This is a genomic window from Francisella sp. 19S2-4, from assembly GCF_036281795.1.
Taxonomy (GTDB): domain Bacteria; phylum Pseudomonadota; class Gammaproteobacteria; order Francisellales; family Francisellaceae; genus Francisella.
The window spans coordinates 22,305-37,140 of sequence record NZ_JAWUZH010000005.1 but is presented as its reverse complement, the minus strand read 5'-3'; the positions used below and the strand labels follow the sequence as shown (position 1 = coordinate 37,140).

Genomic DNA, 14,836 nt, shown 5'->3' with positions numbered 1-14,836 from the left:
TTAATATAAAATGAATGTGCACTAAAGCATTTAAGAGAGATATTGATGAAAGAGTCTAAAAAATATGAATGGGCTATAATTGGAGCTGGCCCTGCAGGAATGGCTACGTTAGGGCTTTTATTAGATAATGGTGTTAAGACTAGTGATGTGTTGTGGGTTGATCCTCTTTTTGAAGTTGGTGATTTTGGCGAAAAATGGGGCGAAGTAAGTAGTAATACATCTGTAGAGCTTTTCTTTAGATTTATAGAAGATATAAAATCATTTAATTATGAAAAAAATGATCAGCAATTTGCTATAGAAGGTTTTGATAGAAATGGATTTACACAATTAAAAGAAGTTACTAAGCCTCTACAATGGGTTACAAATGATCTTTTAAAGAGAGTTGATCATAATAAAGATATGATCACAGATCTGAAAGTATCTAATGGTGTTTGGAATATTTGTGGTGAGAATAGTGGCTATGTTGCTAAAAAAGTAGTTCTTGCTACTGGAGCTTTACCAAAATCTTTGAATATTCATAATTTTGAAGTAACTGAAGAGATCGACCTATCAACAGCTTTAAAGCCTAGTAAGCTAAAACAAGAGCTTAAGTCTGATGATAGAGTGGCAGTTTTTGGCTCTTCTCATTCAGCTATGATAATTATTAGAAATCTATTAGAAGCTGGTGTTAATGATGTAGCTAATTTTTATCTAGAGCCATTAAAGTATGCTGTTAATATGGGTGATTATATCCTTTATGACAATTCAGGTCTAAAAGGTGAAACAGCTAAATGGGTTAGAAAGAATATTTCTCAGAATTTAGATAGTAGAGTTAAAAGATACTCATCTACGCAAGAGCATGTTAATAAACATTTAAATAAATATAATAAAGTTATTTATGCTACAGGATTCCAACAAAGAGTTCCAAGTGCAGAGGGCGTTGATGTAAGATGTTACGATCCTACAACAGGAATTATAGCCCCAGGGCTTTTTGGTGTTGGCATTGGATTCCCTCAAAAAGTTACAGATCCTAATGGTAATGTTGAATTAAACGTTGGTTTATTTAAGTTTATGAAAGACATAAAAAGAATGTTACCTTTATGGGAGAAATATGATATCTAAATTATTTTAATAATCTTAACGCATTTATTATCACAATAAGTGTTGTTCCTATATCTGCTGCGATTGCCATCCATAATGTTGCTAAATCTGCCATAGCTAGTGATATAAATATAGCTTTTACAGCTATAGCAAAAGTTACATTTTGTTTTATTATGTTTAGTGTTCTTTTAGAGTGCTTAATTAGCCATGGTAATTTGCTTATATCATCAGACATTAAAGCAATATCAGCAGTTTCTATAGCTATATCATTACCGATAGCTCCCATAGCAATACCTAGATTTGATCTAGCAAGAGCTGGAGCATCATTGATACCATCACCAACCATTGCAACATTAGTATATTTATTTACAAGCTCTTCAACTTTAGTAACTTTATCTTCAGGTAAGAGCTCAGCATAGAATTCATCGATATTGGCTTGTTGAGCAATAGTTTTTGCTGTACCTAAATTATCACCTGTAAGCATTACAGTTTTATTGATGCCTAAGTCTTTTAGTTGTTTTAAAGATTCACTTATATTGTCTTTTATGCCATCTTGTATAGCAATAGTTCCAATTATTTCTTCATCATTTCCGACAAATATTAATGTAAAACCATTATCACCAAGTTTTGTTGCTTGCTCATGTAATTTTTTGTTATTACAAAGTTGTTTCTCGTGAGAAAAAGCATGACTACCTAGCCAATAATAAGTATTTTTTATTTCTCCAGAAATACCTTTTCCTCCAAGAACTTTAGTATTAGTAGCCTCATCAACTTCTATATTATTTTGTTTAGCATAGTCAATAATAGCTTTAGATATTGGATGATCTACCGTTTTTTCTAAACTTGCAGCTATAGATATTAATTGGTCTTTAGAGAAGTTATCATTAGTTATAGTCTGCTTAACTACAGGTTGGCCTTTAGTCAAAGTTCCAGTCTTATCAAATGCGATAGCTTTAAGCTTTGTAGGAATTTCAATAAAGTTACCACCTTTGATTAAGATACCATTCCGCGCAGCTCTTGCTAAACTAGAGACTATTGATATCGGAGTTGATATAACTAATGCACAAGGACAAGCTATGACAAGAATAACCAAAGCTTGATATATCCATTTAATCCAAGGTTGAGCTAAAAATAATGGTGGAAATATCGCGATTAATATAGCTAGTATTATCATACAAGGTGTATAGATTCTAGCAAATTTATCAACCCATTTCTCTGACGATGAACGTTTTGATTGAGCATGTTCTATAGCCTGAATAATTTTTGCTATAGAAGAGTTACTAGCTGTTTTTGTAGTCTTAATTTCAATAGCTGAGTTACCATTTATACTGCCTGCGAAAACTTCATCACCGATTTGTTTCTCTACAGGTATTGATTCACCTGTAATAGGAGCTTGGTTTATAAAACTATCGCCTTTTATAATAATACCATCAAGAGCAATCTTTTGACCAGGTTTTATGAGTAATCTTTTACCTACATTGATTTCAGCTAAAGGCTTCTCTTCAAACTCCTTATCGTGACAGCAATATACTAAGGCAGTATCTGGTGTTAGATCCATAAGTTTGGTTATTGCTGAGCGAGCATTACCAACACTCCATGCTTCTAAAACAAGAGATAAAGAGAATAGGAAACTTACAACTGCAGCTTCAAAAAGCTGTCCAATAGCTGCAGCACAGACGATAGCGATTACCATAAGTAAGCTCATGTCAGCATCTAGACGTTTTAGCGAAGAAAAGGCTTTTGGAAAAACAAACCAACTGCCAAATAATATTGCTATTACATAACAAAGTTGTGATATATAAATCGTTGCCGTATTAGAGCCATTATCACTATCTATAAATGCTCCTATAAAACCATGATCAAAAGCATGAAATAAGTATGCAAATATTATTAATATTCCGCTGATTAATGTTGTAATTAAGCGAAGATGCTTGTTTATAAAGCTAGGATTTTGATTATTTGAAATATGATCTTTCCATGATGTAGCATTTAGTCCAGATTTCTTAATTAAAGAAATAACTTCTTTTGAAGAAATATTTGATTGGTTTATTAGAAGTTTGCCATTGAGTAAATCAAACTGCATATTTTCTTCTGCAATGGCTTTATTTAGAGCCTTTTTGATAATGTTGACTTCCTCGATACAATCTAAGCCATAGACTTTGAATTCTAAGTATTGATTTCTATCATTCATAATAAATTCTCCTTTGCATGTATTTCAGGTAGATGCTCGAGCTTCTCTTTAATCATCTGTTTAATTAATTTTTGATCGCTTTGGATAGTGCTATCATCACCAAGCATTTGAAAAAGCCAGTTTAGCTGCTCTTTATAAATAGAGTTAAAATAAAAATAATGAAATCGTCCTTGCTTACGTTTATGAATGAACCCATTTCTCCTAAGAATATCTAAATGTTTAGATATGGTTGAGTTAGCAAGCTTAAAAATATGTGCTAAATGACAAAGGCATAATTCATGTTGGTATATCACCATTAAAATTCGAATTCTCGTTTCATCACTTAGGGCTTTTTGAAAATCTACAATGTCTGCTAATTTCATTTTTAAAACTATGTTTCGCTAAATAACGAAATAATATATAGAAACATATTTGTTTTCAATAGATATAGCAATTTTATGATTCATTTTTTTAAAATAGTGCTAAAATCCTTTTACTTAGAATATATATAGCTCTTAACTATGGATAATAAGAAAGTGTTTACTCTATTTATGTGTGTTTTTATATTTTTATCAACGATAACTATAGGATTTTCTTATAGAAAATATGCAAATAAAACTTATGATGAAAATGTGGTGAAAACATTTAATTTATCGACAGATAAAGGCTTAAAGCTTCTTAATGTGAAAGATTATCAACAAACTACAGATTATACTTGTGGTCCATCTGCGATTATGAGTTTGCTTAACTATTATGGTGTTATTAAAGACTCTGATATGAATAAGCAAACTGAGTTAAAAATAGCAAAAGAAATGGGAACAAATGATGATTATGGGACTACTGTTGAGCAAATGGCAACATGGCTACAAAAACAAGGTTTTGAAGTTAAGTTTGGTACAGATGGTGATATTAATCTTCTTTATCAAAATATTGACAAAGGGATTCCAGTATTAGTGGATTGGATCGACTGGGGAGGGCATTGGACTTTAGTATCAGGGTACCAAAAGCTAGGTAAGACAATAGATGACGATAAGGATATGCTATTTATGATTGATCCGGCTGTACACTTTAATAATGTCAAGACAGTATATGGACTTAGTGCTATAAACCCAGATAGATTCCAGTATATGTGGCAAGATTCTAAAGGAGTTAAGGGCATATATCTAATAGCCATTCCTAAAAAATAATCATGTCTATAATTATCCTATGAAAGACTAATAGTTATGAACTTTTATATTAAAACATAACAAGTGTTTACACTTTAGTAACTATAGAATATAGTAGAAATAAAGTAGTCAGATGATTTTATATTATGCAGAAAAATATACTAGTTTTAGGAGCAGGGGCATGGGGCACAGCATTAGCTTTACAACTTGCTTATAAAGGGCATAATGTCAAGATTAGTTCTTGGAGAAAAGAGCATAATCAGCAAATGTTAGAAGATAATAATAATTTAAAGTATCTTCCGAGCATAGAAAAGTTTCCAGATACACTAAAAGCTATTCAAGACTGGAAAACTCATATTAGGGATTTTAATGATATATTAGTAGCAACTCCAAGTTCAGGTTTTAAAAGTATTATTCTAGAGCTTAAAGAGGTTATACAACCACATCAAAATATTATTAGTGCAACAAAAGGTTTTTGCCATGATACTTATGCGCTATTAAGTGAAATTGTTGAGAGTATCTTACCAGGTGTGAAATTTGCATTATTGACAGGCCCTAGCTTTGCTAAAGAAGTTGCAAATAAGTTACCAACAGCAGTGTTAGTAGCATCAAAAGATATCGATTATGCAAAATATGTCCAGCAATTATTTAGTAATGAAAATTTTAGATGTTATACAACTACAGATATTATAGGAGCTCAAGTTGGAGGTGCGGTTAAAAATGTTTTAGCTATTGCTGCAGGAGCCGCTGATGGTATGGCATTTGGTGTTAATGCACATGCTGCTTTAATTACACGAGGTCTTGCGGAAATTAAGAAACTAGGAATTAGACTAGGGGCAAATTCAGAAACATTTATTGGACTTAGTTGTCTAGGTGATTTGCTTTTAACTTGCTCAGATAATCAGTCACGTAATCGTAGATTTGGGCTTTATCTTGGTCAAGGAATGAGTATCGAGGAATCACTAAAAAAAGTTAATAATGTTGTCGAAGGTTACTCCACAGCCAAAGCAGTTTATAAACTGGCTAAAAAGTATGATGTAGATATGCCTTTAGTTTTTGCTACTTATAAAGTTCTATATGAATTTGTGGAGCCTAAAGATATAGTCAAAGAGTTAATGACTCGCCAGTTAAAAAATGAAAACTAAGCTTAGCCTCCAGCAACTTCTTTAGGTACATAGTCTTTAAGATTTGTTTCTTGCATTCTAACTCTTGTATTAAATGCATAATTTCCTGCCTTTATAAGAGGTTTAACAAGAGTTGAATTTTCCCATAGACTATTATCTTTTATTGAATCAAAAGAGTTTAGTGTTGAACAAACTATAGCAAAAATAAAGCTAAAGCGTACTAAAGCTATGAAAAAAGCAAATATTGTATTTGAAAGACTTTCCTTTTCTTTATTGTTGCGTAGAAATACTTTCATAATACCAAAAATTATTAAATAGGCGCCTAGAAGAACTAGAATAAATGATACAACATATGCTGTTCCAGGATCACTTATAAGAGAGTTAATATATGATTGTTGTATCTTTTGAGCTAAAACTCCTGCTAATACTATAGCAAAAATCATTAATACTAATAAAACTATATTTTTAAATAACCCCTTTACTGATGCAAAAAGACTTAATATTAAAATCACTACTATTATTAAGATATCTAAAAAATTAATACTCTCTAAAAAAGCCATATTTTATTATCCTGTTATTATATCTTTTATCTGATTAAGGTTTGATATTCCAATAATCTCAATATCTTTATGAGAGGTTGATTTTGAGATATTTGCTTTAGGAACAACTATTTTTTTGAAGCCATGTTTTCTAGCCTCATTTATCCTTTCAACTCCATATGGAATAGGGCGTATCTCTCCAGATAAACCAACTTCTCCCATTATTAGCATATCATGAGGTATTTCTAACTCTTTGATACTTGAATAAATTATTAAAATAAGAGCTAAATCTATACTTGTTTCATTTATTTTAATACCACCAACAACATTCAAAAAAACATCTTTATCATATAGGTCAATGTGCATATAACGTTGTATAACTGCTAAGATCATTGCTAAGCGATTGCTATCAATACCTACACATAGCCTTCTTGGAGGTTGGTTGATATTTTTATCAACAACTAAAGACTGTAGTTCAACTAGTAATGGTCGAGTCCCCTCCCATACAGAGACTATTACGCTACCAACAAGATTAGTACGGCCATTATTCAAAAAGATAGCAGAAGGATTTTTAACTTCTCTCATCCCTTTATCAGTCATAGCAAATATACCAATTTCATTAACAGCCCCAAATCTATTTTTAAGAGCGCGCATCATACGATATCTACCATTATCTTGTGACTCAATAAAGATTACAGCATCAACTATATGCTCTAAAACTCTAGGCCCAGCAACATCTCCTGATTTTGTGACATGTCCAACAAGAAAGATAGCTATTTCATGTTGTTTGGCAACTTGTGTTATATATGCTGTTGATTCACGTACTTGAGATACTCCGCCCACCATAGACTGAAATTCAGGATTGTATATTGTTTGAATAGAATCAATAACTATAACTTCGGGCTTATTCTTTATAATATAATTAGATATTTGTTCAATATTGGTTTCACACATTACTAGAAGATCATCTTTAGCCAAGTTGAGTCTTTCTGCTCTTAAAGCAATTTGTTCTAAAGATTCTTCACCACTTACATATAAGACTTTTTTGTTTAGAGATAAAAATGACATTATTTGTAAAAGTATAGAAGATTTTCCTATACCAGGATCTCCTCCAACTAGAGTTACAGAACCTCTAACAATTCCTCCACCAAGGACTCGATCAAACTCAGATATTCCTGTTGATGTGCGAGAGTGTTCCTTACCTTTAATATCTGAAAGAGCAGTAGCTTTTGAGATACTTCCTGAAAAGCCAGCTCGAGATTTTGGAGCTTTCTTAAGGTCTACCTGAATCTCTTCTACAAAAGTATTCCATTGATTACAACTATGGCACTGTCCTTGCCAGCGATGAGAAGTGGCGCCACACTCTTGACAAATAAAAATAGTTTTTTGTTTTGACATAGAAGATTACTTTATCTTATATCCTAGTAAGTATTTAGTAAGAACCCTTTCAGTTTCAGAAGCATTCGGACCAATAAATTGTACTATATAACGATATGTGTTGCTATTTTCATTATTAGATAAGCGGATATTTTTGGGATATACTGAAACTATTCGTGCTTCACAACCAACTTGTTCTTTAAGTTCTGTTAATGTTATTGATATCCTAATAATATCTCCAAGATGAAGAACTTTAGTCGTGTCAATTTCCATGCCACCATCTTTTATTATTCTAAGGTGAATATTATAAACCTGCTCACGGTGGTCAAATGTGTATTCTAGTTCTTGTTTTATATCTTCTTCACTATAATCAACTGTTATTTTACCTTCGACTATATCGTTATCAAAGCTATTATAGTCTTTTTCTGAATTAGCTTCAGATTCATCTTCAGGCGTATCTTTAATTTTTTCTTCATCATTAAAATCATCATCTATTAATGAAGGGTCTATATCTATACTTTGACTCTCATCCAAATTAATTTCAATGACGTTGACATTTTCATCTGAGTTATCATTGTTTAGATCATCATCTATGTCAAACTCAGAAGATTGAGAATCAGCAGTCTCGTTGTCAAAATCATCATCATGATCGTTATCTAGAAGTTCATCATGTTTATGTTGTTTATGTTTCTGAGTTTCTTCATCAAGCATACCAGCTCGAGGTTTTTTATCAGTATCTTTATCCTTATTACTCCCAGCACCTTTTTTTAGAAGGTCTAATCTACTATTCATCTTATACGCCTCTTTGATCTTGATCTGAGTATTCTATAACTAAGGTATATAATACTTGAAAGTAGAATAAGTATAAATATAGATAAATATTTATTATTAGATATCCAGTTAGATATATCAAAATGATTAATGAATTTTAGGATGGCATGGCCAAATAAATATCCTAGTGTTATATAAATAAAAGACCAGATAAAGCTACTTAGAGCATCAAGGCTGATGAACTTATATTTACTAACTCTACTAAGACCTACTATTAATATAGTTATAGTCCTTAAACCGTATAGAAATCTAATACTAAGAATAGCTAGTGACTCGTATTTTTCTAGAAGTTTTGAAGCTTTTCTAGCCTTATAGCTCCATGAAGCTTTTCTTAGAATTAGTTTTTTACCAATAAATTTAGAGAGGATAAATATAGTATTATCGTGAGCAATAGCTCCTAGAGTAGCGGCTATAATAACTAAAGGATAGCTAAAAAGGGTTGCTGCAGTAGCAATACCTACCATAATTAGAAAGATTTCCCCCTCAACAAAAACAGCTAATGCAACAGCTAAATAACCCCAGTTGACTAATAAACTCCAAAACTCTTGCTCACTCATTACTATATCTTGTAAGCTTTTGAAATTAGTAATTCATCTATTATAACTAGAGCTAACATAGCTTCAGCTATTGGTACACCACGTATACCAACACAAGGATCATGACGTCCTTTTGTTATAACAGTTGTATCATTACCATTAATGTCTATACTTCTGCCTGGTTGTAGAATACTTGAGGTTGGTTTAAATGCTAATTTAGCTGTTATATCTTGGCCAGTCGAGATTCCTCCTAAGATTCCTCCGGCATGATTAGTCAAGAATCCTTGATCTTGAGTTATTTCATCACGATGTTGGCTTCCTCTTTGAGCGACACAGTCAAAACCATCACCAATACTTACAGCTTTTACAGCATTTATACTCATTAATGCATGAGCAATATTTGCATCAAGTCTATCAAAAACAGGTCTACCTAATCCTGCTTCTAGACCTGTTGCTACAACAGTTACTTCTGCTCCAATAGAATCACCTTCTTTACGAATTTTATGAATTAAGTCTTCGCAGTTTTGCATAGCGTTTTTATCTGCGATAAAGAAGGGGTTTTGATTTATAAAGTCTTTGTCTTTAAAATCAATTTTAAGGCTTCCTATTTGTGAACAATACCCATAAATTTCTATATTGTAATGTTTTAAGATTTTCTTTGCTATTGCTCCAGCTGCAACACGCATAGCTGTTTCTCTTGCGGAAGATCTGCCTCCACCTCTATAGTCACGGATACCATATTTCTTGAAGTATGTGTAGTCAGCGTGGCCGGGACGAAATTTATCTTTTATTTCACCATAGTCTTTTGATTTTTGATCTTGGTTTTTTATTATTAAGCCAATAGGTGTTCCTGTTGTTTTACCTTCAAAAATTCCAGAGATTATTTTAACTTCGTCTGGCTCTTTACGTTGAGTAGTAAACTTAGATTGTCCTGGCTTACGGCGGTCTAATTCTAGTTGAATATCTTCTTCATTAAGAGGTATATTGCTAGGGCAACCATCAATAATCGCAGCAAGAGAATCTCCATGACTCTCACCACATGTTGTTACTGTAAAAATTTTACCAAAAGTATTTCCTGACATGCTTTAGAATAGTAAATAGTTTATTTATTTATAATAACATAAATATTAATTTTATTTTATGCGTATCTAAGCATGATTTTATAAACTTGGGGGTTATAAATTATGATAAGAATAAATATTTCACAATTATAAAAGTTAGAGTTAGTGCTAAGGATTTAATTATTGCAGGTAGTATTAGAGCAACAATACCATTATAAAAAGCTTCTCTAAATTCGATTAAAAAAATAAGTCTAATAAAGCCACAAGTTATAATTATAAAATGAATAAGAAGCATCCAAATAAAAATAAGAAGTATGTCGTTATCTAAGAAATAGAAGTTCTTTTTTAGAAAGTAGAAAAGAATAGCTGTGATAAGAAAGCCAATAATATATCCTCCAGTTGGGCCATATAAAACATGCATTCCTTTAGAATTATCTGAAAATACAGGTAAGCCTATAGCTCCCAATATTACATAAATAAATATACTCATTAATACTATTTCTGCGGGAGCAAATAAAATAATGAGACCTATAGCGTAAGTTTGCAACGTTATAGGAATAGATCTTCCTAAGTTAAAGCTTATTTTTGAAAATATTATTAACAATAAGAGAGATATCAAAAAATATAAAGCTTTGAGATCTAACAAAATAAGCTCCTATATTAAATATAACTTTTTAAAGTATATTAGAAACAAGTTTACTCAGTTTTGAGATAATTTCTATAGTAGATTTTTTGGGTTAATAAAATTAATATTGCTGGGAAGATTGCAATAGCATTAATTTTATAGATTCTATCCCAAGAAAAGAAAATACAACTTAATAAATATAGGCTAGTACCCGTTAAGGCTATTAGAATAAAGGCTAAACTATATCCATCGGCTCTTTTTTGTTTGTGGTTTTTGTATATTTGAGGAACCCAAAAAAATATACTAATTGTAAAGCCGATATATTGAGCAACTTTATAAACAATTTGAGAGTTTGACCCCATTGCAAGCATTGCTACTGCAAAACAAAGTATAAAAAGGAGGTTTGTTAACTCAGGAACTTTTGTAGATAAAAAAGTAATTTGCAATTGTTGTATACATACTCCAAGCAAATAGAATATTGCTATAGCGGCATACTGCCACTCATATCCACACCCTATAGTTATAACCATATCACATAGAACTGAAACAAAAATAGCAAACTGGGAAAAAACACTTATATTAAATAGTCCTTGCCTGTGATTTATATTGTGCAAGACTTGAGGCACATATTGTATAGAGTATGCCAAAAAACCTGTATTAAGTATTATTGCTCCAATAAGATCTTTAGTAATAACTCTAACCCCAGCTTAAGTTAATATGTTATTAATAATTATATAATTTTTTTATAGAATATATTATCTTTATTTTTCTTTTTTATTAAAAAGATACAAGTACGAACCATAGCCATCTTTTTGCATATCTGCTTTTGGAATGAATTTAAGAGCTGCTGAGTTCATGCAATATCTTTTGCCAGATGGTTGTGGACCATCGTTAAAAACATGACCTAAGTGAGATTTTCCATACTTTGATAAAACTTCTGTTCTATTCATAAACCAGCTGTTATCAGTTTTAGTGATTATAAATGACTTGCTTATAGGTTTAGTGAAACTAGGCCATCCGGTTCCAGAATTGTATTTGTCTGTTGAGCTAAATAGAGGCTCTCCTGAAACTATATCAACATATATACCTTGTTCATGATTGTCCCAGTATTTATTATGAAATGCTTTTTCAGTTCCACCTTTTTGAGTTACATAATACTGTAATTTAGTAAGTTTACTCAAAGCTTTTGACTTATCGTAATTTTGCCACTTTGGAACCTCCGAGAAACAAAATAGTGGAGCAACAATTAATATTAGTAATATTAAATATTTCCTCATAATAGCCATGAATCTATAATAATTATATTTCGATTCTATCATAAAGCTTACTTATGATAATAAATACTTTATTGTATTTCTGATATGGATTATATTTTTAAATATTTGTATTATGTTTGATATAGATATTAAATAGCACCGGAGTTATATTATGGCTATAAAAACATCTTATAAGATATTAGGTATGGGATTAACTGTAGTTTTATTATCAAGCTTTTCTCTATTTGGTGAAAAAACATATGATAGAGGGCATGATGGTGAATTAATTGTCCATATGAAAAATACCGAAACGAATAAAGAAGTTGGAACGATAACAATATCACCATATATCCAAAATGGTAAACAAGAAGGAATGTTAATAACTCCACATCTATATAATTTACCAAAATCTAGTACTCATGGAATGCATATCCATATTAATCCAAGTTGTGATAATAACGGTAAGGCAGCTGGTGGACATTGGGATCCTCAAGATAATAATAAACATTTAGGGCCGTATAATGAAAATGGTCATAAAGGTGATCTACCAATTTTGGTTGTCAATTCTAATGGTACGGCTACTACACCTATACTAGCACCTAAATTGGATTCATTAGAAGAACTAGTTGGACATAGTATAATGATTCATGAAGGTTCTGATAATTATTCAGATAGTCCTGAACCTCTTGGTGGTGGAGGTGGTAGAATGTGGTGTGGAATAATAGCAGATTAATTATATGAACTATGAAGCAATAATTCGTTTATTTTTCTTTGTTGGGATTTTTTTGATAGTAGCTTTATGGGAGCTTGTCGCACCAATGAGAAAATCAAAGATTTCAAAGAAAAAACGATGGAGTAATAATCTTGTATTAGTAGTATTAAATACTTTAGTGGTTAGATTTATTTTTCCAACCACAGCAGTTGGTGTTGCGTTACTTTGCAATGATTATGGCTTAGGCTTACTTAATATATTAGATATACCTTTCTGGTCTAAGATTTTGATAGCTCTTTTGGTTTTGGATTTTGCTATATATATACAGCACGTATTATTTCACTACTTACCTTTATTATGGAGATTTCATAAGGTTCACCATATTGATTTGGATTATGATGTCACTACAGGTTTACGGTTTCATCCTGCTGAGATAGTTTTATCGATGCTAATAAAATTTGCTGTAATATGTTTTATTGGAGCACCTATATTAGCAGTAATTATTTTTGAGGTCACATTAAATGGACTTGCTTTGTTTAATCATGGTAATATCAAACTTTTAAAAAGGTTAGATGATTTTTTAAGATTTTTTATTGTCACTCCTGATGTTCATAGAGTTCATCATTCAGTTATACCATCTGAAACTAATTCAAATTTTGGATTTAATTTAGTTATTTGGGATAAGCTTTTTGGGACATATAAAAAGCAACCACAAAAAGGTCATATATTAATGGATATAGGATTAGATAAATATAAAGATCCTAAAATAACTCAAAGACTTGATAGTATGCTTAAAATACCTTTTTTAAGGAAGTAGGACTATTTACTAATTTAGTAGATTTTTTTTTTGATAAATAGAAGTACACGCAGCAAGGTACAATTACTGCAGGCACCCCAAAATAAAATGCACCTCTTAATTCATGGTTAAATAGTGTTAGAATTAAGCATAGCACTTGTATCCATATACCAAATAAAGAAATATATGGGAATAATGGTGCCTTAAATAACATTTTGTTATCTTCTTTTTTCTTTATGAGCTGTTTTCTAAAATTATACTGTGACCAGCATATACAGATCCAGCAAATTGTAGCAGTAAATCCTGACATTGCTAGCAAGTTAGTAAAGGCAGCAGATGCTGATAATTTAAAAGATAATATTAGGAATATCCATATTGCTGCAATACTTACATAAACAGAGTAATGAGGTACCGAAGCTGAATTTAATTTTCTAAATATGCTTGGAGCCATTCTTGATTTAGATAAGCCATATAGTGAACGAACAGCAGCATAAAAACCACTATTAGCACAAGAAAAAGCTGCTATTAAAACTACAAAGGCAAACATCCCAGCAAGCTTATCTAGATGATAGTGCTGTAATGCAACAGCAAAAACAGAATCATTAAGATTCATTTTTTGCCAAGGGAAAATTGTTGCTAATAGAAAAACAGGTATTACATATAAGCCAACTATTCTTACAGCTACATGCTTTGCTATTCTTGGCATTTGTTTACCAGCATTATTAGATTCACCTGCAGCTAAGCCTATAATTTCGGAACCTTGGAAGTTTACTAATAGGATTACCATTGTTGTTATTAATATAAGTTTTCCCTTAGGAAAGAAACCTTCTTTCCCAATGATATAAGTGCTGCCTATAATTGTATTTGTGTCATTATGAATAATGTTAAAAAATATTAATATTGCTACTATACTAAATAGAGCAAGGGCTATGATTTTTATAAGTGCCAGCCAAAATTCAATTTCACCAAATATCTTTACTTTAGTAAGATTTATAATAGTTATAAATAACCCAAATAAAGTAGCCCACATAAAAGTAGGAATTGATGGTAGGAATGTATGCATAATTATTCCACCAGCAATACATTCAGATGGTATATAAACTACCCAATTAAGCCAATAAGACCATCCCATGCCACATGCTATAGATGGTGAGACATATTTGGCTGTATAGTAAATGAAAGATCCAGAATTTGGGGAGTTAGCGGTTAATTCAGCCAAACATAAAGTAACTATATATACGATGGCTCCTGCTAATATATAAGCTAAAATAGCTGCAGGACCAACTTCTGAGAGAACATATCCAGTTCCTAAGAAGAAACAAGACCCAATAATACCGCCAAGAGCTATTAGCTCAATATGGCGAGGTTTTAGAGTTTTAGCTAACGCCATATCATCACCTCCAAAATTGTTATACACAAAGTACCTGAAAATACAGATTTTTATTTTTTTATTTATTGGTTGTTTTAGTTGTAGTACTTTTGGCATTGCTTAAAATCAGTTATTATCAGCAATTCTTAGTACTAAGCTCATACAAAAATACTTTGATATGGTTCCTCTGTATT

Annotated in this window: 16 protein-coding genes; 5 read left to right on the top strand and 11 right to left on the bottom strand. The window is 31.4% G+C overall.

The annotated features are described in order from the left end of the window. Positions 1 to 45: 45 nt before the first annotated feature. Positions 46 to 1,101, top strand: a complete 1,056-nt coding sequence (locus tag R8535_RS02065; RefSeq protein ID WP_329496108.1) for an FAD-dependent oxidoreductase — start codon at positions 46 to 48, stop codon at positions 1,099 to 1,101. Between the two features lies 1 nt (position 1,102). Here the strand turns inward: R8535_RS02065 and R8535_RS02060 are convergent, their stop codons facing one another. Next, entirely contained in the window at positions 1,103 to 3,271 is a 2,169-nt protein-coding gene (locus tag R8535_RS02060; protein WP_329496110.1) for a heavy metal translocating P-type ATPase, read from the bottom strand. Beyond that, complete coding sequence (locus R8535_RS02055; protein ID WP_329496112.1) at positions 3,268 to 3,633, bottom strand: ArsR/SmtB family transcription factor; 366 nt, start codon at positions 3,631 to 3,633, stop codon at positions 3,268 to 3,270. The genes R8535_RS02060 and R8535_RS02055 overlap by 4 nt, the downstream gene beginning before the upstream one ends. 168 nt (positions 3,634 to 3,801) lie before the next feature. Here R8535_RS02055 and R8535_RS02050 point away from each other — a divergent pair, with 168 nt between their 5' ends. Further along, a complete protein-coding gene (locus R8535_RS02050; RefSeq protein WP_442902156.1) occupies positions 3,802 to 4,437 on the top strand; it encodes a C39 family peptidase in 636 nt (211 codons plus the stop codon). 125 nt (positions 4,438 to 4,562) lie between these two features. Beyond that, the gene (locus tag R8535_RS02045) at positions 4,563 to 5,561 is read left to right on the top strand and encodes an NAD(P)H-dependent glycerol-3-phosphate dehydrogenase (RefSeq protein ID WP_329496116.1); all 999 of its coding nucleotides are present in this window, start codon (positions 4,563 to 4,565) and stop codon (positions 5,559 to 5,561) included. Positions 5,562 to 5,563: 2 nt separating this feature from the next. Here R8535_RS02045 and R8535_RS02040 read toward each other — a convergent pair whose 3' ends face one another. From R8535_RS02040 to msrB, 8 genes are all read right to left on the bottom strand, one after another. Next, positions 5,564 to 6,100 (bottom strand): CvpA family protein, encoded by a 537-nt coding sequence (locus R8535_RS02040; RefSeq protein ID WP_329496117.1) that lies wholly within the window; start codon positions 6,098 to 6,100, stop codon positions 5,564 to 5,566. A 6-nt stretch (positions 6,101 to 6,106) separates the two neighbouring features. Then, the gene (radA, locus tag R8535_RS02035; RefSeq protein ID WP_329496120.1) at positions 6,107 to 7,477 is read right to left on the bottom strand and encodes a DNA repair protein RadA; all 1,371 of its coding nucleotides are present in this window, start codon (positions 7,475 to 7,477) and stop codon (positions 6,107 to 6,109) included. A 6-nt stretch (positions 7,478 to 7,483) separates the two neighbouring features. Further along, positions 7,484 to 8,248, bottom strand: a complete 765-nt coding sequence (locus R8535_RS02030) for a PilZ domain-containing protein (protein WP_329496122.1) — start codon at positions 8,246 to 8,248, stop codon at positions 7,484 to 7,486. After that, complete coding sequence (locus R8535_RS02025; RefSeq protein WP_329496124.1) at positions 8,245 to 8,844, bottom strand: DedA family protein; 600 nt, start codon at positions 8,842 to 8,844, stop codon at positions 8,245 to 8,247. Before R8535_RS02025 ends, R8535_RS02030 begins: the two co-directional genes overlap by 4 nt. 2 nt (positions 8,845 to 8,846) lie before the next feature. Then, the gene (gene aroC, locus R8535_RS02020) at positions 8,847 to 9,905 is read right to left on the bottom strand and encodes a chorismate synthase (RefSeq protein WP_329496126.1); all 1,059 of its coding nucleotides are present in this window, start codon (positions 9,903 to 9,905) and stop codon (positions 8,847 to 8,849) included. 100 nt (positions 9,906 to 10,005) lie between these two features. Further along, positions 10,006 to 10,488, bottom strand: a complete 483-nt coding sequence (locus tag R8535_RS02015; RefSeq protein ID WP_329499471.1) for a biotin transporter BioY — start codon at positions 10,486 to 10,488, stop codon at positions 10,006 to 10,008. Between the two features lie 92 nt (positions 10,489 to 10,580). After that, positions 10,581 to 11,201 carry a PQ-loop repeat-containing protein gene (locus R8535_RS02010; protein ID WP_442902157.1) on the bottom strand — a complete coding sequence of 207 codons (621 nt, stop codon included), beginning with the start codon at positions 11,199 to 11,201 and terminating at the stop codon, positions 10,581 to 10,583. Positions 11,202 to 11,270: 69 nt separating this feature from the next. Beyond that, complete coding sequence (gene msrB, locus R8535_RS02005; protein ID WP_329496184.1) at positions 11,271 to 11,786, bottom strand: peptide-methionine (R)-S-oxide reductase MsrB; 516 nt, start codon at positions 11,784 to 11,786, stop codon at positions 11,271 to 11,273. A gap of 151 nt (positions 11,787 to 11,937) precedes the next feature. Between msrB and R8535_RS02000 the strand changes: the two genes are divergently transcribed. Both R8535_RS02000 and R8535_RS01995 read left to right on the top strand, forming a co-directional pair. Continuing rightward, the gene (locus R8535_RS02000; RefSeq protein WP_442902154.1) at positions 11,938 to 12,498 is read left to right on the top strand and encodes a superoxide dismutase family protein; all 561 of its coding nucleotides are present in this window, start codon (positions 11,938 to 11,940) and stop codon (positions 12,496 to 12,498) included. A 4-nt stretch (positions 12,499 to 12,502) separates the two neighbouring features. Beyond that, positions 12,503 to 13,294, top strand: coding sequence for a sterol desaturase family protein (locus R8535_RS01995; RefSeq protein ID WP_329496131.1), 792 nt, complete (start codon positions 12,503 to 12,505; stop codon positions 13,292 to 13,294). Here the strand turns inward: R8535_RS01995 and R8535_RS01990 are convergent. Then, entirely contained in the window at positions 13,269 to 14,663 is a 1,395-nt protein-coding gene (locus R8535_RS01990; RefSeq protein WP_329496132.1) for an amino acid permease, read from the bottom strand. The genes R8535_RS01995 and R8535_RS01990 overlap by 26 nt on opposite strands. Positions 14,664 to 14,836: the final 173 nt, after the last annotated feature.

Coding starts and splice junctions, on each gene's coding strand:
- R8535_RS02065 (WP_329496108.1), top strand. CDS start 46: ATGAAAGAGTCTAAAAAATATGAATGGGCTATAATTGGAGCTGGCCCT.
- R8535_RS02060 (WP_329496110.1), bottom strand. CDS start 3,271: ATGAATGATAGAAATCAATACTTAGAATTCAAAGTCTATGGCTTAGAT.
- R8535_RS02055 (WP_329496112.1), bottom strand. CDS start 3,633: ATGAAATTAGCAGACATTGTAGATTTTCAAAAAGCCCTAAGTGATGAA.
- R8535_RS02050 (WP_442902156.1), top strand. CDS start 3,802: ATGTGTGTTTTTATATTTTTATCAACGATAACTATAGGATTTTCTTAT.
- R8535_RS02045 (WP_329496116.1), top strand. CDS start 4,563: ATGCAGAAAAATATACTAGTTTTAGGAGCAGGGGCATGGGGCACAGCA.
- R8535_RS02040 (WP_329496117.1), bottom strand. CDS start 6,100: ATGGCTTTTTTAGAGAGTATTAATTTTTTAGATATCTTAATAATAGTA.
- radA (WP_329496120.1), bottom strand. CDS start 7,477: ATGTCAAAACAAAAAACTATTTTTATTTGTCAAGAGTGTGGCGCCACT.
- R8535_RS02030 (WP_329496122.1), bottom strand. CDS start 8,248: ATGAATAGTAGATTAGACCTTCTAAAAAAAGGTGCTGGGAGTAATAAG.
- R8535_RS02025 (WP_329496124.1), bottom strand. CDS start 8,844: ATGAGTGAGCAAGAGTTTTGGAGTTTATTAGTCAACTGGGGTTATTTA.
- aroC (WP_329496126.1), bottom strand. CDS start 9,905: ATGTCAGGAAATACTTTTGGTAAAATTTTTACAGTAACAACATGTGGT.
- msrB (WP_329496184.1), bottom strand. CDS start 11,786: ATGAGGAAATATTTAATATTACTAATATTAATTGTTGCTCCACTATTT.
- R8535_RS02000 (WP_442902154.1), top strand. CDS start 11,938: ATGGCTATAAAAACATCTTATAAGATATTAGGTATGGGATTAACTGTA.
- R8535_RS01995 (WP_329496131.1), top strand. CDS start 12,503: ATGAACTATGAAGCAATAATTCGTTTATTTTTCTTTGTTGGGATTTTT.
- R8535_RS01990 (WP_329496132.1), bottom strand. CDS start 14,663: ATGGCGTTAGCTAAAACTCTAAAACCTCGCCATATTGAGCTAATAGCT.